This is a genomic window from Streptomyces sp. NPDC048604 (assembly GCF_043199435.1).
GTDB lineage: Bacteria > Actinomycetota > Actinomycetes > Streptomycetales > Streptomycetaceae > Streptomyces.
In genome coordinates this window covers 1-18,141 of record NZ_JBICVX010000029.1, presented here as the reverse complement: position 1 = coordinate 18,141, position 18,141 = coordinate 1, and the positions used below count along the sequence as shown (strand labels likewise).

Genomic DNA, 18,141 nt, shown 5'->3' with positions numbered 1-18,141 from the left:
CCAGGAGGGGCGTGCGGCCGTGTGCCGCACGCCCCTTCGGCGTTTCCGGGCCGCGTCAGGCGCGCAGCTCGCCCTCGATCACCGTCACCGCGTGCCCGTTCAGCAGGGTGCGCTCGCCGCGCAGCCGGGTGCGCACGATGCCGGTACGGGCGCCGCCCTGCAGACCGGTGAGGTCCTCGCGGCCGAACCGGGCCGCCCAGAACGGGGCGAGCGCGGTGTGGGCGCTGCCGGTGACCGGGTCCTCGTCGATGCCCACGCCCGGGAAGAAGCCGCGGGAGACGAAGTCGTAGCCGCGTCCGGGCTCCCCGGCGGCCGCGGTGACGATGATCCCGCGGCCGGACAGGCCCTTCAGGGCCACGTGGTCGGGCGTGATGCTCCGTACCGTCTCCTCGTCGTTCAGCTCGACGACGAGGTCCCCGACATGGGCCGAGGTGTCGTGCACCGAGACGACCTCCGCGCCGAGTGCCTCGGTGAGCCCGGCGGGGGCGGCGACCGGCTTCAGTTCCGAGCTGGGGAAGTCCATCGTGATGGTGCCGTCGGCCTCGGCGGTCGCCCCGAGGATGCCGCACCGGGCGGCGAACCGCACGGTGCCCTCGGCCTGTCCGAGCGTGCTGATGACGTGCGCGGTGGCGAGGGTGGCGTGGCCGCACATGTCGACCTCGGTGGTCGGCGTGAACCAGCGCAGCGCCCAGTCGGCCTCCCCGCCGGCCGGCAGCGGATGGGCGAAGGCCGTCTCGGAGAGGTTCACCTCGGCGGCGACCTTCTGCAGCCAGTGGTCGTCCGGGAACGAGTCGAGCAGCAGCACGCCGGCCGGGTTGCCGGCGAAGGGGCGGTCGGTGAAGGCGTCGACGATTCGGATGCGCATGGGGGAGACCGTACGGGGCCGGGGGAGCCGGGGACCAAGGCCAATCCCGGACGCCTGGACCGGTGCCCCGCCGGGCGACGCGAGTGAGCGACCTGACAGTCGGTTCTTGTCAAGCGATGCATTCCGATATATCGTCGAACCATCGCGACAGATCAACGATGGAAGGAGCGTAGCGATGCGTTCACAGGGAAACGACCACGAGTACGGCCGCGGACACGGAAACTGCGGCCCCGGCCATCGCGGATGGGGCGGCTTCGCCCGCGGCGACTTCGAGGCGCGGCGCGCGGCCTTCGGTCCGTTCGGGCCGGGCTTCGGAGGCCCGTTCGGCGGCGGCCGCGGACGCGGCGGCGGCCGGGGGAGGGCGCGGCGCGGCGATGTGCGCGCCTCGATCCTGACGCTGCTGAAGGACCGCCCGATGCACGGTTACGAGATGATCCAGGAGATCGGCGAGCGCAGCGGCGGGGCCTGGAAGCCCAGCCCGGGCTCGGTCTACCCCACCCTCCAGCTCCTTGAGGACGAGGGACTGATCACCAGCGCGAGCGAGGGCGGCAAGAAGCTGTTCACGCTCACCGACACCGGCCGCACCGAGGCCGAGTCGGGTCCGGAGGCCCCCTGGGAGGAGGCCGGGCGCGGCGTCGACTGGGACGCCGTGAACGAGATCCGGCAGGCCGGCTTCGGTCTGATGGAGGCGTTCGGGCAGGTCTGGAAGACCGGCGACGCCGACCAGCGGCAGAAGGCCGTCCAGGTCATCAACGAGGCGCGCAAGAAGCTGTACCTCATCCTGGCCGACGAGGACTGAGCCGAGTACCGAGTCGACGAGCACTGATACGACGGCTCACGGCTCCCGCATGACGAAGGGCCCCGCGGCGATCCGCCGCGGGGCCCTTCCGTGCGTCCGGGGGAGTCAGGCCACCAGCCCCGCCAGCTTGCGCAGTGACTCGTTCAGCGCCGCCGTCGCCGAGTCCTTCAGCTTTCCCGCCATCAGCGAGACCGCCGCACCGGTGAACTCGCCGTCGATGCGGACGTTCGTCGCCTCGCCGTCCGGCGTCAGTGCGTAGCGGGTGCCGACGTTGACGCCCATCGGGCCCTTGCCCCGGATCGCGAGGACCCGTCCGGTCTCCAGCTCCTCCACCGTCCACAACACCTCGGCCGGGAAGCCCATCAGCTTCATGTTCTCGACGAAGGTGGCCCCGGCCGCCAGGTTCTGCGGGCCGCCGTCCGGGAAGTCGGTGTGGGTGGCGTTCCATTCGCCGTACGCGGCGAAGTCGGTCAGCTGTGCCCAGACCTTCCCGGCCGGCGCCTCGATCCGTGCCTCCGCGCTCACTTCGGCCATGCGACCACCCCTTCTCGTCGGGCTTCCGGTGTCGCGGAACGTAGCCGGGCGGGCGCGAACATTCAATACTGATGAACTGTCAGATCTGCCTCCGGAGTGCCTCGTTCAGCTCCGCAGGGCCAGTTCCCCGGTGCCGCCCACCCAGCGGATCTCGGCCGAGTCGAACCAGTCGGAGGCGCGCGGCCGGCCGCCGTCCTCGTGGCAGTGGTAGGCGGCCCAGAACAGGTCGGCGGGCAGTGCCTTGCGCGGGGCGTACACGCGGTAGACGTACTGCCGACCGTCCAGGGCGACGAGAGCGACCGTCCAGAACATACTTCTAGGACGAACTCCGCAGGGGTGATGGTTGCGTGTGGGCGCAGGGCAAGGCGGCGCGCGCCGCGCGCACCGGATCCGTGCGATCTCATCCGTAGGGAGGAGGGGGCGGCCGTCCGTGCCCACCTCACGTGGGATGCGCGGATGCTCCTCGACGGGGATGTTCCGGACGCCCGGGGATGATGAGGTGGAAGAGTGCACCATCCTGTCCCGCGGATACCCGCCCAGTCCGCCGCGTCCCCGCAGTACCGCCTCGCGATCGAGTCCCGGCTCACCGTCGAACTGGCCATGGTCGTCACCGGATCGCGCCGGCGAGCGCTGAGGGACGGGGACCGCCAGGTCGACACCGCGCATCTGCTGCACTCCCTCGTCGAGACCGACCCCGCGGTCCGCGCCGCCTTCACCGGCGAGGCGCAGGTCTCCCGGGTGCTCGGCTATCTCGTCCAGCGGAGCATCGGGTACGGGCTGCGCTGGCGGAAGTCCGCGGCTCCGTCGTCCTCGTCCGCCTCGTCGTCCCCGGCCGCCGCGTCCGCTTCGTCCACCGAGGTCGCCCGCGGCCCCCTCGCCGCCGGGCCGGGCGGCTGGTCGCCGGCCGCGGCCGCCGCCATGGACGGCGCCCTGGCGCGGGCCGCGCGCCGCGGCGACCTCCGCGCCGCCGGCCTCGACGTGCTCGCCGTCCTCGTCGCCGACCGCGACTGCAGGGCCGTCGAAGTACTGCGCCGGGCCGGGGTCGACCCCGACGTGCTGGCCGCCCGGATCGCTGAGCTGTCTCAACAGGTGTAACGGGGGTTACGCACCTGACGGCGTCCTGCCATGATGGCCCGATGCACGCGTCTCAGGGGAGAAGCGCCGGCCTGGGACTCGCCCTGGCCTCGGCCTTCGCATTCGGTGGATCAGGAGTGGCGGCCAAGCCGCTGATCGAAGCGGGACTCGACCCGCTGCACGTGGTGTGGCTCCGGGTGGCCGGCGCCGCCCTCGTCATGCTGCCGGTGGCCTGGCGCCACCGTGATCTGCTGCGCCGCAAGCCCGCCCTGCTCGCCGGCTTCGGCCTGCTCGCCGTGGCCGGCGTCCAGGCCTGCTACTTCGCCGCCATCTCGCGCATCCCCGTGGGCGTCGCGCTGCTCGTCGAGTACCTCGCGCCCGCCCTCGTCCTCGGCTGGGTGCGGTTCGTCCAGCGCCGGCCGGTGACCCGGGCCGCCGCGCTGGGCGTCGTTCTGGCCGTCGGCGGTCTCGCCTGCGTCGTCCAGGTCTGGTCCGGGCTGAGCTTCGACCTGCTCGGCCTGCTGCTCGCGCTGGCCGCGGCCTGCTGCCAGGTCGGCTACTTCGTCCTGTCCGACCAGGGCGGCGACGAGGCCGACCCCGCCGACCCGCTCGGCGTCATCGCGTACGGACTGCTCATCGGCGCCCTCGTGCTCACCGTGATCGCCCGGCCGTGGGGCATGGACTGGTCCGTGCTCACCGGCCTCGCGCACATGGACGGGGCCGCGGTGCCGTCCTGGCTGCTGCTCGGCTGGATCGTGCTGATCGCGACGGTCGTCGCGTACGTCACCGGCGTGCTGTCCGTGCGCCGCCTCTCCCCGCAGGTCGCCGGCGTGGTCGCCTGCCTGGAGGCCGTGATCGCGACCGTGCTCGCCTGGGTCCTGCTCGGCGAGCACCTGGGCGCCCCGCAGATCATCGGCGGCGCGCTGGTGCTGGTCGGCGCGTTCATCGCGCAGTCCGCGACGCCCAAGGCGGCGGCCGCGGAGCCGGTGGCCGGCTCCGGACCGGCCGAGCGTGAGACCGAGTTGTCCGCCGCGCGGACCGCCCCTTAAGGTGCCGATCATGCATTCGACCGTGCTTCCGCCTCCCGCCGCCTAGGCGCGGGCGGCACTCTCCCGACGAAGACCCGGCCCGGCGGCGCTCGCCCCGGGCGGTCCGTCGCTGCCCGCGTGCGGAGTCGAGCGACCATCACCCGTCTTCACACGGAGAACGAACCCACGTGTCGAACCACCTCTCTCACTCCTCCCTGCCCGCGGTCGGGCGGAGCCTCGTCTATCTGGTCGTCGCCGGCATCGCCTGGGGCACCGCCGGCGCGGCCGCGTCCCTGGTCTTCCGGGCCAGCGACCTCGGCCCGCTCGCACTGTCCTTCTGGCGGTGCGTCGGCGGACTCGTCCTGCTGCTGCCTGTCCTGCTGTTGCGCCGCTCCCGCGCCGTCACACAGGCGGCGGCCGCCGCCGCCGAGCCGCGGGGCCGGAGGCTGCTGCGGATCCTCGGGACGGGCATCGGCCTGACCGTCTTCCAGAGCGCCTACTTCGCGGCCGTCGAGGCCACCGGCCTCGCCGTCGGCACCGTCGTCACCCTCGGCGCGGGCCCCGTCCTGATCGCCCTCGGCGCACGGATCCTGATGGGCGAACGACTCGGCCGGGGCGGCGCCGCGGCAGTGGCCGGCGCGCTCGCCGGACTCGGCGTGCTCGTGCTCGGCGGCGGCAGCGCCGAGGTCCGCCCGCTGGGCGTCGGGCTCGCCGTGCTCTCCGCCGCCGGGTACGCGGCGATCACCCTGCTCACCCGGTGGCTCGGCCGGGACGGCGGCGGCGCGGACTCACTGTCCACCACGGCCTGGGCCTTCGCGATCGGCTCCGCCGGGCTGCTGCCGATGGCCGCGGCCGAGGGGCTGTTCCCGCACACCGGACGGCCGTGGGAGGTCATCGGCCTGCTGGTGTACGTCGCCGCGGTGCCGACGGCGCTCGCCTACGCGCTGTACTTCGCCGGGGCGGCCGTCGTCCGGGCGGCGACGGTCTCCGTGATCATGCTCCTGGAGCCGGTGAGCGCGGCGCTGATCGCGGTGACGCTGCTCGGCGAGGAGCTCACCGCGGCCACGGTCGGCGGCACGCTCCTGCTCCTGACCGCGGTCACCGGCCTGGCCGCCGCCGAGGCCCGTACCGCGGCGGTCCGCCGCCGTGCGGCGGCCGCGGTCACAGCGTCGTGAGGTAGCCGGGCAGCGCGATGTCCGGGGCCAGGGTGTCGGCCGGGATCGGGGCGCCGTACACGGTGGTCAGGGGGACCACGCCGGTCCAGTGCGGGAGGCCCAGGTCCTCGGGGTCGTCGTTGGGGCCACCGGTGCGGACCTTCGCCGAGACCTCGGTGAGGTCGAGGCGGAGCACCGCCGTGGCGGCGAGCTCCTTGGCGTTCGCCGGGCGCGAGTCCTGCGAACGCCCGGGCACGACCTGGTCGACCAGGGCGTTCAGGGCGTCGCGCAGCTCGTCCGGGTCCGTGACCCGGTGGGCGGTGCCGAGGACCACGACGGAGCGGTAGTTGAGCGAGTGGTGGAAGGCGGAGCGGGCCAGGACCAGGCCGTCGACGTGGGTCACGGTCAGGCAGACCTCGAGCCCGGGGTCGGCCGCGCGGGCCTGGCCGGAACCGGTGGAGGCGTGCACGTACAGGCGCTCGCCGATCCGTCCGTACAGCGTCGGCAGCACGATGGGCGCGCCGTTGCGGACGAAACCCAGGTGGCAGACGTACGCCTCGTCGAGTATCGAGTGCACCAGCTCCTGGTCGTAGGAGACGCGCTCGCGGCTGCGGCTCGGCTTGGTCCGCTCGGTGGCCTCGTAGGCGGTCTCGGTCGCGGGTGCGGGCGCCGTCGCGGGTGAGGTCGTCTGCATTGCCAACTCCATTGCACTAGTGCATAATCGTGTTTGTGCTAGGAGAGTATCGGATCGAAGGGCGTCGCGCATCGGAGATCGCGGCCAGCGTGGAGCGCGGGGTCGGCTCGGGGGCCCTCCAGCCCGGTCAACTGCTGCCGCCCATGCGGGAGTTGGCGACCGAGCTGGGCGTGAACCCGAACACGGTCGCGGCCGCGTACCGCACGCTGCGCGAGCGCGGAGTGATCGAGACCGCCGGCCGGCGGGGCAGCCGAGTACGGCCCAAGCCCGCGACCACGGCCCGCGGCTCGATCCGCGTCGAGGCCCCGGCCGGCGTACGCGACGCCAGCGAGGGCAACCCGGCCCCCGCGCTGCTGCCCGATCTCGGCGCGGCCTTCGCCGCCGCCGCGCGGCGCAACGCCGAGCGGCCCGTCCTGTACGGGGAGCCCGAGGTGGACGAGGAGTTCGCCCGGCTCGCCCGCGCGGCCCTGGACGCCGACGGCGTGCCCGACGGCCCGATCGCCGCGACCTCCGGCTCCCTCGACGCGATCGAGCGGGTGCTGAACGCCCATCTGAAGACCGGTGACGCGGTCGTGGTCGAGGACCCCGGCTGGGGGAGCCTGCTGGATCTCGTCCCCGCGCTCGGACTACGGCCCGTGCCCGTGCCCGTCGACGACGAGGGTCCGCTGCCGGACGCGCTCGCCCGCGCCCTCGGCGGCGGGGCGCGGGCCGTGATCGTCACCGCCCGCGCGCAGAACCCGACCGGCGCGGCCGTCACCGCGGAACGGGCCGCCCGGCTGCGCGAGGTGCTCGCCGCGCACCCTGCCGTGCTGCTCGTCGAGGACGACCACGGTCACGACTTCGTCGACGTGCCGCTGCACCCGCTGGGCGGCGTCACCGACCACTGGGCGCTGGTGCGCTCGGTCGCCAAGGCGTACGGGCCCGACCTGCGGGTCGCCGCCCTGACCGGCGATCCGGTCACGCTCGACCGGGTCAGGGGCCGCCAGCGGCTCGGCCCCGGCTGGGTCAGCCATCTGCTGCAGCGAGCGGTCGTGCACCTCTGGACGAGCGGCGCCGTCGACTCGGCGGCGGTGGCCGGCTGGTACGCGGAACGGCGCGACGGACTCGTACGGGCGCTGGCCGCGCGGGGCGTGCGGGCGCACGGGGTGACCGGCATGAACGTGTGGGTGCCGGTCGCGGACGAGACCGGGGCGGTGACGCGGCTGCTGGCCGCGGGGTGGGCGGTTGCGCCTGGGGCGCGGTTTCGGTCGGGGACGGGGGCGGCGGTGCGGGTGACTGTGTCGGGGCTGGCCCTTCCCGACGTCGAGCCCCTGGCCGAGGCTATCGCCGTGGCCGCGGGGCCTGCGCCGGCTCGGGCCTATGGGTGACGGGTGCCGGTGAGGGTGCCGTGCTTGTGGTGCTGGTGCGTACTTGGGGCGGAGGCACCCGCAGGGGTGCCGTCCGTTGTGCCCACCCGTTCCGCCCTGGGGGCACCTCCCGGACGAAGTCTGGGGGAGGAACGATTGCCCACAACGGGGCGGCGCAGCGGGCCACGGGTCTGCGTCAGTGCCGCGCCGAGAAGGACTACCAGCGCGCCTACCGGGGTGTTCCAGGTGAGGGACTCGTTGAGGAGGGCTACGCCGGCTGTTGTGGCGATGACCGGGATGAAGTACGTGACCATGGACGCGGTCGTCGGGCCTACCTCGGCGACCACGCCGTACTGGAGCAGCATCGCGTAGCCCGTCCCGAGCGCGCCGAGAGCCAGCACCGACAGCAGCGGCAGCAGCTCGACCGACTTCGGCATGCTGGTGAACAGCGGGGTGACGACGGCCAGTTGGAGGGTCGCCAGGCCGACCTGGGAGCCCGCGAGGGAGAGGTTGGAGGCCGGGTTGCCGGCGAGGGTGCGGCGTACGTAGATCCAGCCGACCGCGTAGCTGAACGAGGCGAGCAGGGCCATCGCCGTTCCGGTCGCGTCCAGACCGGAGAAGCCCTGCCAGGCCCCGAGCACGGTCAGGACGCCGATGAAGCCGATGCCGAGGCCCGCCGCGCGCAGCCGCGTCGGGCGGTCCTCCGAGAGCGCGACCAGCGAGAGGAGCATGCCCCACAGCGGCGTCGTGGCGTTGCAGATGCCCGCCAGCGTGGACGGGATGGTCAGCTCCGCGTACGCGAACAGCGAGAACGGCAGTGCATTCAGCAGGAACGCCGCCACCGCGAGATGCCCCCAGGTGCGCAGCCCGCGCGGCAGCCGCTCCCGCTTGACCGCCATGGCGACGGCGAGCACCGCCGTACCGAAGAGCAGCCGGCCGAAGGTCACCTGGAAGGGCGCGAAGCCCTCGTTGCCCACCTTGATGAACAGGAAGCTGAAACCCCAGATCAGGGCGAGGGCGGCGAAGCGGAGGCGCCAGTCGACGGCGGCGCGGGTGCGGGTCATGACCACAAGGGTGGCGCTTCGCACGTCGTAGAACAAGCGAGATTTCCTGCGCGCTTTCTCGTAGCATTGCTTACATGTTGAACCTGGAGCGCCTGCGCACCCTCGACGCCCTCGCCCGCCACGGCTCGGTCAGCGGCGCGGCCGACGGGCTGCACGTGACGACGTCCGCCGTCTCGCAGCAGCTGTCCAAGCTGGAGCGCGAGGTCGGCCAGCAGCTGCTCGCCAAGAACGGCCGGGGCGTGCGGCTCACCGACGCCGGGCAGCTGCTCGCCGAGCACGCCGCCCGGATCCTGTCCCAGGTGGAGATGGCCCAGGCCGACATCGAGGCGCAGCGGGGCCGGGTCGTGGGCGAGGTGCGCATCGCGGCCTTCCCGACCGCCGCCCGCGGACTGTTCCCGGCCGCCCTGCGTGCGCTGCGCGTCGACCACCCGGAGCTGCGGGCGCGCACCAGCGAACTGGAGCCCGAGCGCGGCATCCGCGAGGTGCTGCGCGGGGACGCCGACCTCGCGATCGTCCTGGACTGGAACAACAAGCGGATGCCGGTGCCCGGCGGCCTGGCCCGCGCCCATCTGCTCGACGACTCCGCCGACGTGGCCATGCCGCTGAACCACCCGCTCGCCGACCGCTCCGAGGTCGACCTGGTGGACTTCGCCGACGACGAATGGGTGTCCTGGCCGGAGGGCGAGTTCTGTTACGAGTGGCTGATGTTCACCCTTCGCTCGCAGGGCATCGAGCCGCGCATCGCCCACTTGGCCGGCGAGCACCACACCCAGCTCGCGCTGATCGCGGCCGGGCTCGGTGTCTGCGTCACGCCGCGCCTCGGCCGCGGTCCGGTCCCGGAGGGCGTCGTGCTCGTGCCCGTACGGCAGCGGGTGCGCCGGCACATCTACGCGGTCTGGCGCATGGACGCCGACCGGCGGCCGTCCATCCGCGCCGCCGTGGAGGCGCTGCGCGAGGCTGGCCGGGCGGCAGACTAGCCGAAGGCGCGGCGGGGGAGTAGCCGACGGTGCGGCGGGAGAGCCGGCTCAGAGCGCGCCCAGTTTGCGGAAGTCCCAGGAGGCGATCGCGTCCGGGGTGAGCCGCAGCCAGGCGTGCCGTCCGTCGTGCGGCATCTCGTCCAGACCGAAGTTCTTCCGGGCGAACAGCCGCTCCGGCACCTCCAGTTCGGGGCACGGTTCGCCGGTGCGCGGGGCCTCCCCGACGAAGACCGCGGTGCCGGACAGCTCCACGCCGCGCAGCTCCCCGTACTCCTCTCCGGCGTCGACGACGACCGCGAGGCGCGGGTCGCGCCGCAGCTCCGTCCAGCGACGGCTGCGGGTGATCGAGTACAGCCAGAGCGACGTGCCGTCCCAGGCGAACCACAGGGCGCTGACGTGCGGGCGGCCGTCGGCGGAGACGGTGGCGACCCGGCAGGTGCGCTGTTCGGCGAGGAAGGCGTCCACCTCCGCCGGGGTCATCATGATCCTGCGTCCACGGCGCTGTGCGATGGTCATCAGCCGCCCCTCCCCATTGATCTGACGAGCTGTCAGGAAGAGCATGGGCGCTCTTCCGTCCCGGCGCAATGCCCGCTACCGTCGCCCGCCCGGGAAGGTCACAGCAGGCAGAAGAAGGTCAGAGGGGGGAACCATGGCGTCGTCGCAGTCAGTGCCGCTCGCGGAGCAGCTGGATCCGGCCACCACCGTGCTGCTCACCGTCGAATGCCAGCAGGGAGTCGTCGGACGCAACGGCGCCCTGCCCGAACTCGCCGCGGCCGCCCGCACGTCGGGCGCACTGCGCAACATCGCCCGGCTCGTCGCCGCCGCCCACGAGTCCGGCGTACAGGTCGTGCACGCCGTCGCCGAACGGCGGCCCGACGGGCGCGGCGCGAACACCAACGCCCGGCTGTTCCGTGCCGCCGCGCGGCTGCCGGTGCAGCAGCACGCCGGCAGCACCGCGGTACGGATCGCCGAGCCGATCGAGGTCGCCGAGGAGGACCTGGTCGTCCGGCGGCTGCACGGGCTCTCCCCGCTGGCCGGCACCGACGTCGACCCGCTGCTGCGCAACCTCGGCTGCCGCACGCTGATCGTCACCGGTGTCTCGGCCAACGTGGCGATCCCGAACGCCGTCTTCGACGCGGTCAACCTCGGCTACACGGCGGTCGTGCCCGGGGACGCGGTGGCGGGTGTGCCGGCCGAGTACACCGCCGAGGTCCTCCGGCACACCCTCGCCCTGGTCTCCACGGTCACCACCACCGACGAGGTGCTCGGCAGCTGGAAGCGGCCGCGGCGCGTCAAGCGAGCGTGATCGAGTCCCCGTCGACCTTGATCTGCGCCGGGGGCAGCGGCCGGGTCGCCGGGCCCTGCCGCACACTGCCGTCCGCGGCGGAGAAGGCGCTGCCGTGGCAGGGGCAGGTGATCGTGCCGTCGACCACGTCCTTCACCGCGCAGCCCGAATGGGTGCACGAGGAGGAGAAGGCCTTGAACTCGCCGGCCGCGGGCTGTGTCACCACCACCCCCTGATCGGCGAACACCTTGCCGCCGCCCTGCGGGATGTCCGACGTCTTGGCGAGCACGGCGCCGGCGCCCCCCTTGGGGGAGTCGGCCGCCCCGGACGTCCCCGACGTACCGCCCGACGTACCGTAGCCCGAGTCTCCCGTGCCGCCGCACCCCGCGAGCACTCCGACCAGACCGACCCCGCCCGCCGCCGCGACCACCGTCCGGCGCGCCACTCCGCTCATCACAGCTCCCCTCACCAACCGGATTCGTGCGTTCACTTTCGTGCGTTCATGAAGGAGTACGGACGGGACGCGGGAAGTGTTCGATCAGAACGGCGATCCGTTACGAATGAGCGGCCCGCCGCCTGGCCCAGGAGACGATGCCCGCCGTGAGTCCGCCGGCGGCGAGGAGGAGTCCGAGCAGCGCGGTCGACGCCAGCACGAGCAGGCCGGTGCGGCTGTCGAGGGCCCGCGCCTGGGCGGCGGTGGCCGCGACGCTGCCCGACCGGTCGGTGAGGAAGAAGCGGGAGTCGTTGGAGTTCGCGCGGTGGTCGCCGAGCAGGAAGAGCCGCCCCTCGGGCACCACCACGTCGTACGACTGGGGGACGCCGGACGGGTCGCCGTCTTTCACGTACGGCTCGGCGAGCGGCTTCCCGTTCACCGTCACCGGGCCGCCGGCGCTCTGCCTGACGTGGTCGCCGCCCATGCCGATGACACGCTGCAGTACGGGCATGCCCCCGTAGCGGTTCGCCGTCCGCTGGAGCACCACATCACCCCGCCGTATCTCATCCGGGTCGACTCGCTCGAGGAAGACGAGTTCACCGGGGGAATAGGTCGGAGTCATGGCAGTGCTGTTGACGGTGGCCGAGGCGTAACCCGTGCCGATCCCCACGATCGCGCCCACGGCCAGAGCCAACCCGGCGGGGCCCAACACCCATGCGGCAAGCCGCAATCCGCGTCCGGCGCTTCTCATTCTCCACCCCTGCGCCGGAACGTCTTGTCGAGGTTGTACCGGGCGATTCCGAAGGGCTTGAAATCGGCGTCCGTGAGAACTCGGTAGAGAAACTCCGATGTGGACATGTCGTATCGGCGCCATTCGTTGTCCTCGACTCGCGCGAGGACGGGATGCTCGCCGGGCCGCTCGGCGTCGAGCAGCCAGCAGTACTGATCACCCCACTCGGTGGAGGCCCAGGTGACGAGGCCCTTGCCGCCCGGAGCGTAGACCGCGTACGGGTCCATGGCGGAGACGCTGCCGAGGCTGCTGTCCCGATCGGTCGACAGCTCCGCTCGCCACTGGGCGAGGAAGTCGAAGGAGATCCCCTCGTCGCGCGCGAGGAAATAGACGGACTCGGAGAACACTCCGCCGCCGAACGCCTCGAAGAGCTCCTTGTAGTCCGCCGGCAGCGGGCACTGCAGCTCCTCTTCCATCGCCGTCCAGTCGACGGAAAGCCCCAGCGGCTCCCAACCGGTCAGCTCAATCACACGCTGCACCCACATATGGCACCTTTCAGTAGGAAAAGGGTGTGGGTGAATACGCTCAGCGATATTCACCCACACCCGTTCTATCTTCTACGAACCGGGACTAGCTCAGGGCTGGTTGCCTGAGGGTGTGTTCCAGATCGTAATGGGATCGAGTGGCATTTCCCCGGTGTCCATGTTGATCCACTTGATGGTCAGGGAATCGGGAGCACCGTTTCGGCCGGTGTAGTTGGCCGTCACTTCGTAGTAGACCGTGTCCCCGGCCGCCACCATCCTGGCGACCTCGTTCTCCACCTTCTTCATCTGAGACCTGTTGGGTGTGCCGTACAGGGCGACCAGATTCCGACGGTCGGTACCGCTGCCGCCCAGCGCATTGGCCAGGAGGTGACCGCGGTTCATATCCGCCACCATGCCCGGCGGGACGGTCTCCGGGTGCTCCCTCATGGGACGCGGAACAGGCGATCCCGCGATCATGGAGTCGGAGTTGCCCATCGTCTGGCCCTTGTCGTTGATCCAGCTGAAGTCGCCCTTGTTGAGGCAGGCCCGGATCCCCTGTGCCCTGTCGTACTTGTCGAGGGGCTGGTAGTACGTCGCACTCTGGTCATCGGTGCAGTTGCCCTCGGTGAACGGATACAGCGTGTCCGCCCCCACCCAGTCCCAGTCGTCGTCGGGAGTGGTGAGCCGGCCCTTGCTGTAGTCGCCCGTGTGGTCGGACGTGTAGCCGTTGGGGGCCGTCTCGTTGTACCAGCCGATGCCCGTGAGGAACGTGTCGACGACGGTGAGCCAGCCGCCCCCGGCCTTCTTCGCACCGCCGACGACGAAGTCCCCGGCGTCGTCGAAGAAGTCCTCGCAGGCGTCCCACCCGAAGCAGTGACCGTCCATCTCCACGAAGCTCGTGGGGTTGCCACCGGTGAAGGCGTAGCGGTTCCCGGTGTACGGATCCGAGCCGAGGCCCATGTCCGCGAGGGCGCCGTTGTACATGTCCCGGCTGGTGAACCGGTTGAGACCGGGGTTGTAGTCCCGGAAGCCCATGTCGTAGGTGCCGGCGTGGGCGTCCCACCGCTTGGAGTTGTAGCGGTAGGGGTTGTACGCCTCCTTCGTCGGGTCGGCGGCGTCGGGCTTGTCGATGCCGGTGAACTCGGACCGGTCGTCCGAGCCGTAGGCCGTGTAGCCGTACGTGGCCTTGGAGTTGCCGTCCTTGTCGGTCAGGGTCTCGACGTCGGTGTGCGAGTTGTAGCCGTAGTAGGTGTCCTCGCTGGTGCCGTCGGTCTTGTGGGTGACCTGGGACAGCCGCTCGCCCCACGGGCTGTACTGGTACGACTTGGTCAGCTCGCCCGCGACCTCCTCACCCAGCACCTCGGACGACAGACCGAGGTAGGTGAAGTCGGTCGTCTTGCCGTCCGCCGTCTTGGACGCCGTGCGGTCCAGCGGGTCGAAGGTGTACTTCGTCGTCTTCAGCGCGCCGGCGTCGTCCAGCTTCTGCGACTCGACGACATGGTCGAAGCCGTCGTACACCGAGCGCTCGATCACCTTGCCGCCGCCGGTGACGGACTCCTGACGACCGAACGGGTCGTAGTTGTAGGTGGCCTTCGCACCGCCCACCGTCGCCGAGAGCAGCCGGTTGCGGTCGTACTCGTAGGTGGTGGTGACGTTGTCGACCGTCTGGCTGATGACGTTGGCGTTGTCGTCCTGGACGTAGGTGTCGGTGCCCGCGCCGTTGCCGGTCTTGACCGACTTGGTGAGCCGGTTGACGGGGTTGTAGGTGTGGTCCGTGGTCGACTCGAGATACGCCGCGTTGTCGTCGGCGTTCATCTTCTTCGCGACGTCCTGCGCCTTGTTCCCGTTCGGGTCGTAGGCGTAGGCGTGCGAGGAGACGAGGGTGCCGTTCGGCTTCTTCTCGGTGGTCGTCTTGACCGCACCGTTGAGGTAGTAGGTGTAGTCGACCGTGTTCTTGTTGTTCTTGGTCTCCTGGAGCTTCAGGCCCCGGTCGGTGTACGTGTAGGACGTCACCTTCGGCGAGGCGTCCGTCGGGGTCTTGCCCACCGAGACCGACTTGACCAGATCACGCAGGTCGTACGTGTACTTGGAGTACTGGTCGGGGTGGGTGATCGTGTCCGGCTTGCCGTTCGCGTCGTACGTGTACGACGTGACCTTCTTCTCCTGGCCGGCGAGCGCCTCGGTCACCTTCTGGACCTCGTTGAGGCCCGTGTAGGCGATCGTGTAGGCGTCGATCTTCGCACCGGAGGAGGTGTCGTCGATCGAGGTCATGCCGCCGTTGACGTCGTAGGCATAGGCGAACGACTTCTTCTCGCTGTCGATCTCACCCGAGGTGTCGCGTACCAGCTTGACCCCGTCCGCGACGATGATCCCGCCGGCGTTCTGCTCCAGCTTCAGCGTGGCGTCGTTGCCCTGCTTGAGGCTGTAGGAGCCGAGCGGCACCCAGGTGCCGGTGGACGCGTTCTGGTCCTTGGTCACCGCCGGGTGGGTGGTCGTGCCCTGGGACAGGGTGTACTTCGCCGTCGTCGCGGCGCCGGTCACCCTCGGGAACTTCACATACGCGGTGTAGGTGCCGTCCTTGGGGATGTTCAGCGTCCACGTGTGGGCGTCGGTGCCCGCACCGGCCGCATGCGTGCGGTGGTCGTAGCCCTGCTGCCCGGCGATGTCACCCTTCGTCCACGTACCCGTGGAAGAGGTGTGCTGGGTGTCGGAGTTGTCCACCAGGACCACGGACTCACCCACCGGAACACCGTCGTCCGCCTTGGACTTCAGCTTGCCGTCGGGGTAGTACGCCCACGTCATGGTGCGGTTCGAGGAACCGCCGGCCGAGGTGAGCGTGCGGGCCTTCTGCTGGCCCAGCTCGGTGTAGTCGAAGGTGGTGCTGATGTCCCACGGGTCGGTGGACTTCTTCGTCCAGCCGTTGTCGTAGTACTCGTACGTCGTGTCGTTGCGGACCGTCTGGCCCTCCGACGGCGGCAGCGAGTTCTTCGTGACCCGGCCCACCGCGTCGAACACCGTCTGCGAGTAGACGTTCGGGTTGTTGTAGCGGCTGTCGGCCGGGTCGTACGGCTGGAACTGCTTGACCGGACGGTTCAGCGCGTCGTACTCGGTGCGCTGGGTGAAGTCGTCCGCGGTAGCCGTGGCCGTACCCTTCGGGCTGATCACCTTGGTGGTGTTGCCGACCTGGTCGTACTCGTACCGGGTCGTGCGGAACGTGGTGCCCTCGTAGGGGGCCCGGACCTCCTTCTGCTTACCGCGCTCGTCGTAGTCGACGTACGTGGTGTTGCCCTCGGCGTCCTTGGTCTGGACGACCAGGGAGTCCTTGTCGTAGGTGGTCGAGGTGGACTTGCCGGCCGCGTTCGTGACCGTGACGGCCCGGTGGTTCAGGTCGTACGCCGTCTTGGTCAGGAAGTCGGACGGGTCCGCCGTGGCGTTCTTCTTCGGGTCGACGATCTGGGTGACGTTGCCGACGTTGTCGTACGTGTACGAGATCTTGTGCTGCGCGGAGTTCACCACGGAGGCCAGCTGGTAGATCGCGTCGTACGCGTTGGTGGTGACGTGGTCGGTCGCATCCGACGTGGTCAGCACACCCTTCGGCTCGGTCGTCGTCAGGAGGTTGCCGACCTTGTCGTAGGCGTAGACCGTCTTGCGCTCGGACGAGGTGGGTGTGTCCTTCGGCGCGGTGTCCGAGGTGATCTGGTCGGCCGCGTCGAACACCGCCGTGGACACCGCACCGTTGGGCGCCGTCGCCTTGGTGACGTTGTCGTTCGCGTCGTACTCCGGCGCCGGCATCGTGATCAGGACGCCCGCCGACTGGTCCTTCGGCACTGTCTTCACCAACGGGCGGCCGAAGGCGTCGTAGTCCTGCGTCGTCTTTTTGCCCAGCGCGTCGACGACCTCGCGGACCTGGCCGCGATCGTCGTACACGAAGTTCGTCGCCTTGCCCAGCGCGTCGGTGATCTTCGCCGGGTAGCCCGTGGGACCGAAGTCGCTGTTGGTCGTCGGGTTGCCGTTGGCGTCGATCGCCTTGGTCATCTGACCGTAGGCGTCGTACTCGTAGGTGGAGGTGTAGTCGTTCGCCGTCGGCGTCGCGACACCCTTGGGGTCGGTGACCGTCTTCAGGTTGCCGAAGGTGTCATAACCGAACTGCCACTTGCGGCCCTCCGGAGAGGTCTTCGTGGCCAGGTCGGCCGAGTAGCCGTCCAGACGGGTCTGGTAGCTGTACTGCTGCGCGTTGGCCGGGTACGTGCCCGGAGCGCACTCCGAAGGCGCCGGAACACCGGACTTGTTGTTCTCCGCGTCCCGCGACCAGAGCGGGTAGCCGGTCTTCTGGTCGTAGCAGTACGCGGTCTTGGCGCCGTTGGCCTCCTCCAGGTACGTGACGTTGTTGTCCGCGTCCCACGTCGTCTTGGTGGTCTCGGACTTGGCGTTCGTCGTCTGCACCGGACGGCCGAAGTCGTCCGCCACATAGGCCGTGGTGTGCGACTCCGCGTCGGTCACCCTGGTGTCGGTGAACTTCGGGTTCGACGCGTTCACCGCGTACGTGAACCCGGTCGCCCCGTTCAGACGGTCGGTGACCGTCTTCGTCCACCAGTGGTACTTCGGGTCGTCGCCGGCCGACGGCTCGTTGTACGCCAGCCTCGTGGCGTTGTTCCGCGGGTCGGTGATCTGGACCAGCTTGACGTTCTTGTTGCCCTGCGTGGCGTCGTACGTGAAGCCGAAGACCTTCGGCTGGGACGAGCCCACACCGTCGGTGATCCTGGTGAGCAGGCCCTTGTCCGAGTACTCGAACGCCAGCTTGCGGTCCGAGATGTCGGTGACCGACTGGATGTGGTCCTGGATCTTCGGGGAGGTCGCCTCAGCCTTGTCGTAGTAGTCGACGGTGAGCGTCTGCCGGCCCGCCGGGTCGGTGATGTACTTGAGGAACTTGGTCGGCTTGTTGTTGGACTTCCGCTCCTCGTACGTGTACGTCTGCGTGTTGCCGTTCTTGTCGATCGCGGACGTCATGTAGCCGTCGCAGCCGAACAGGAAGCGGGTGCCGTCGGGGCGCGTGAGCGTCCAGGCGTCCGGGATCGGGTCCTTGGCCGGGGTGCAGTCCAGACCCGCCTTGGGCGTGACCTTGTAGTGGACGCCGGCCGGGGCCTTCCAGGAGCCGTCGGGCTGCTTGCGGAAGACGTGGGTCGTGCCGTCGCCGTCCGGGAGACGGATCTCCGTCGGGTGCGGGTTGGGGTGGAAGTCCAGCGGCGCGCCGAGCCGGATCGGGCCCGAGGCCTGGAACGACCAGCCGTGACCGGAGACCGTGTCCGACGTGTCCTGGCTGTTGTACGCCATCCGGAAGAACGTCGTCAGGCCGCGGCCGGGGTTGGAGAACGCGTTGTACTGCCAGACGCTGTTGCCGGAGGCCAGGTTGTTCATGGCCGTGGAGCCGGCGCCGGTGTTCTTGCCCGTGTAGGAGTAGAACTTCTCCATGCCGAGCTGGTTGGACGTCGGGTCCTCGACCGCCACGTTCTGCTTGAGGCCCGGGATGCCGGAGCTGCCCGAGACCCAGGTGCCGGTGGTCTTGTTGTAGACGTCCCAGGTCAGGACGTAGTCGGTGCGCTTGTTGCCGTTGTCCGAGTTGATCGGCGTCTTGAC

At 70.5% G+C, this 18,141-nt stretch carries 17 protein-coding genes; 7 read left to right on the top strand and 10 right to left on the bottom strand.

Going from position 1 to position 18,141, the window contains the following annotated elements; all coding sequences use genetic code 11:
• Positions 1-55: 55 nt before the first annotated feature.
• Positions 56-865, bottom strand: a complete 810-nt coding sequence (locus ACGFMM_RS35035) for a PhzF family phenazine biosynthesis protein (RefSeq protein WP_393650532.1) — start codon at positions 863-865, stop codon at positions 56-58.
• Between the two features lie 175 nt (positions 866-1,040).
• On the opposite strand from ACGFMM_RS35035, the gene ACGFMM_RS35030 reads away from it, so the two are divergent.
• Complete coding sequence (locus ACGFMM_RS35030; RefSeq protein ID WP_393650531.1) at positions 1,041-1,664, top strand: PadR family transcriptional regulator; 624 nt, start codon at positions 1,041-1,043, stop codon at positions 1,662-1,664.
• Positions 1,665-1,769: 105 nt separating this feature from the next.
• Here the strand turns inward: ACGFMM_RS35030 and ACGFMM_RS35025 are convergent, their stop codons facing one another.
• A complete protein-coding gene (locus ACGFMM_RS35025; protein WP_393650530.1) occupies positions 1,770-2,198 on the bottom strand; it encodes an SRPBCC family protein in 429 nt (142 codons plus the stop codon).
• Between the two features lie 105 nt (positions 2,199-2,303).
• Positions 2,304-2,510, bottom strand: a complete 207-nt coding sequence (locus ACGFMM_RS35020) for a hypothetical protein (protein WP_393650529.1) — start codon at positions 2,508-2,510, stop codon at positions 2,304-2,306.
• A gap of 195 nt (positions 2,511-2,705) precedes the next feature.
• Here ACGFMM_RS35020 and ACGFMM_RS35015 point away from each other — a divergent pair, with 195 nt between their 5' ends.
• The 3 genes from ACGFMM_RS35015 (at position 2,706) to ACGFMM_RS35005 (ending at position 5,475) form a co-directional block, all read left to right on the top strand.
• Positions 2,706-3,293 carry a Clp protease N-terminal domain-containing protein gene (locus tag ACGFMM_RS35015; RefSeq protein WP_393650528.1) on the top strand — a complete coding sequence of 196 codons (588 nt, stop codon included), beginning with the start codon at positions 2,706-2,708 and terminating at the stop codon, positions 3,291-3,293.
• Between the two features lie 41 nt (positions 3,294-3,334).
• A complete protein-coding gene (locus ACGFMM_RS35010; RefSeq protein ID WP_393650527.1) occupies positions 3,335-4,321 on the top strand; it encodes a DMT family transporter in 987 nt (328 codons plus the stop codon).
• Between the two features lie 167 nt (positions 4,322-4,488).
• Positions 4,489-5,475 carry a DMT family transporter gene (locus ACGFMM_RS35005; RefSeq protein ID WP_393650526.1) on the top strand — a complete coding sequence of 329 codons (987 nt, stop codon included), beginning with the start codon at positions 4,489-4,491 and terminating at the stop codon, positions 5,473-5,475.
• Here the strand turns inward: ACGFMM_RS35005 and ACGFMM_RS35000 are convergent.
• Positions 5,462-6,148 carry a pyridoxamine 5'-phosphate oxidase family protein gene (locus tag ACGFMM_RS35000; protein WP_393650525.1) on the bottom strand — a complete coding sequence of 229 codons (687 nt, stop codon included), beginning with the start codon at positions 6,146-6,148 and terminating at the stop codon, positions 5,462-5,464. The genes ACGFMM_RS35005 and ACGFMM_RS35000 overlap by 14 nt on opposite strands.
• A gap of 35 nt (positions 6,149-6,183) precedes the next feature.
• Between ACGFMM_RS35000 and ACGFMM_RS34995 the strand changes: the two genes are divergently transcribed.
• The gene (locus ACGFMM_RS34995; protein WP_393650524.1) at positions 6,184-7,515 is read left to right on the top strand and encodes an aminotransferase class I/II-fold pyridoxal phosphate-dependent enzyme; all 1,332 of its coding nucleotides are present in this window, start codon (positions 6,184-6,186) and stop codon (positions 7,513-7,515) included.
• On the opposite strand, the gene ACGFMM_RS34990 is transcribed toward ACGFMM_RS34995, so the two are convergent.
• Positions 7,506-8,558: a DMT family transporter gene (locus tag ACGFMM_RS34990; protein WP_393650523.1), complete on the bottom strand. Its 1,053-nt coding sequence runs from the start codon at positions 8,556-8,558 to the stop codon at positions 7,506-7,508. The genes ACGFMM_RS34995 and ACGFMM_RS34990 overlap by 10 nt on opposite strands.
• A 74-nt stretch (positions 8,559-8,632) precedes the next feature.
• Here ACGFMM_RS34990 and ACGFMM_RS34985 point away from each other — a divergent pair, with 74 nt between their 5' ends.
• Positions 8,633-9,535, top strand: coding sequence for a LysR family transcriptional regulator (locus tag ACGFMM_RS34985; RefSeq protein ID WP_393650522.1), 903 nt, complete (start codon positions 8,633-8,635; stop codon positions 9,533-9,535).
• Positions 9,536-9,583: 48 nt separating this feature from the next.
• Here ACGFMM_RS34985 and ACGFMM_RS34980 read toward each other — a convergent pair whose 3' ends face one another.
• Positions 9,584-10,051, bottom strand: a complete 468-nt coding sequence (locus ACGFMM_RS34980; RefSeq protein WP_393650521.1) for a pyridoxamine 5'-phosphate oxidase family protein — start codon at positions 10,049-10,051, stop codon at positions 9,584-9,586.
• Between the two features lie 133 nt (positions 10,052-10,184).
• Here ACGFMM_RS34980 and ACGFMM_RS34975 point away from each other — a divergent pair, with 133 nt between their 5' ends.
• Entirely contained in the window at positions 10,185-10,841 is a 657-nt protein-coding gene (locus ACGFMM_RS34975) for a cysteine hydrolase (protein WP_393650520.1), read from the top strand.
• Here ACGFMM_RS34975 and ACGFMM_RS34970 read toward each other — a convergent pair.
• From ACGFMM_RS34970 to ACGFMM_RS34955, 4 genes are all read right to left on the bottom strand, one after another.
• Positions 10,828-11,274 (bottom strand): Rieske (2Fe-2S) protein, encoded by a 447-nt coding sequence (locus ACGFMM_RS34970; protein WP_393650519.1) that lies wholly within the window; start codon positions 11,272-11,274, stop codon positions 10,828-10,830. The genes ACGFMM_RS34975 and ACGFMM_RS34970 overlap by 14 nt on opposite strands.
• A gap of 100 nt (positions 11,275-11,374) precedes the next feature.
• Complete coding sequence (gene lepB / locus ACGFMM_RS34965; RefSeq protein WP_393650518.1) at positions 11,375-12,004, bottom strand: signal peptidase I; 630 nt, start codon at positions 12,002-12,004, stop codon at positions 11,375-11,377.
• Positions 12,001-12,522 (bottom strand): SMI1/KNR4 family protein, encoded by a 522-nt coding sequence (locus tag ACGFMM_RS34960; RefSeq protein WP_393650517.1) that lies wholly within the window; start codon positions 12,520-12,522, stop codon positions 12,001-12,003. The genes lepB and ACGFMM_RS34960 overlap by 4 nt, the downstream gene beginning before the upstream one ends.
• A gap of 96 nt (positions 12,523-12,618) precedes the next feature.
• On the bottom strand, positions 12,619-18,141 hold a 5,523-nt coding region (locus tag ACGFMM_RS34955; protein WP_393650516.1), incomplete at its 5' end, for a DNA/RNA non-specific endonuclease.

Bases quoted from the DNA above. Each gene is read 5' to 3' on its own strand.
- ACGFMM_RS35035 (WP_393650532.1), bottom strand. From the start codon at position 865: ATGCGCATCCGAATCGTCGACGCCTTCACCGACCGCCCCTTCGCCGGC.
- ACGFMM_RS35030 (WP_393650531.1), top strand. From the start codon at position 1,041: ATGCGTTCACAGGGAAACGACCACGAGTACGGCCGCGGACACGGAAAC.
- ACGFMM_RS35025 (WP_393650530.1), bottom strand. From the start codon at position 2,198: ATGGCCGAAGTGAGCGCGGAGGCACGGATCGAGGCGCCGGCCGGGAAG.
- ACGFMM_RS35020 (WP_393650529.1), bottom strand. From the start codon at position 2,510: ATGTTCTGGACGGTCGCTCTCGTCGCCCTGGACGGTCGGCAGTACGTC.
- ACGFMM_RS35010 (WP_393650527.1), top strand. From the start codon at position 3,335: ATGCACGCGTCTCAGGGGAGAAGCGCCGGCCTGGGACTCGCCCTGGCC.
- ACGFMM_RS35000 (WP_393650525.1), bottom strand. From the start codon at position 6,148: ATGCAGACGACCTCACCCGCGACGGCGCCCGCACCCGCGACCGAGACC.
- ACGFMM_RS34990 (WP_393650523.1), bottom strand. From the start codon at position 8,558: ATGACCCGCACCCGCGCCGCCGTCGACTGGCGCCTCCGCTTCGCCGCC.
- ACGFMM_RS34985 (WP_393650522.1), top strand. From the start codon at position 8,633: ATGTTGAACCTGGAGCGCCTGCGCACCCTCGACGCCCTCGCCCGCCAC.
- ACGFMM_RS34980 (WP_393650521.1), bottom strand. From the start codon at position 10,051: ATGACCATCGCACAGCGCCGTGGACGCAGGATCATGATGACCCCGGCG.
- ACGFMM_RS34975 (WP_393650520.1), top strand. From the start codon at position 10,185: ATGGCGTCGTCGCAGTCAGTGCCGCTCGCGGAGCAGCTGGATCCGGCC.
- ACGFMM_RS34970 (WP_393650519.1), bottom strand. From the start codon at position 11,274: ATGAGCGGAGTGGCGCGCCGGACGGTGGTCGCGGCGGCGGGCGGGGTC.
- lepB (WP_393650518.1), bottom strand. From the start codon at position 12,004: ATGAGAAGCGCCGGACGCGGATTGCGGCTTGCCGCATGGGTGTTGGGC.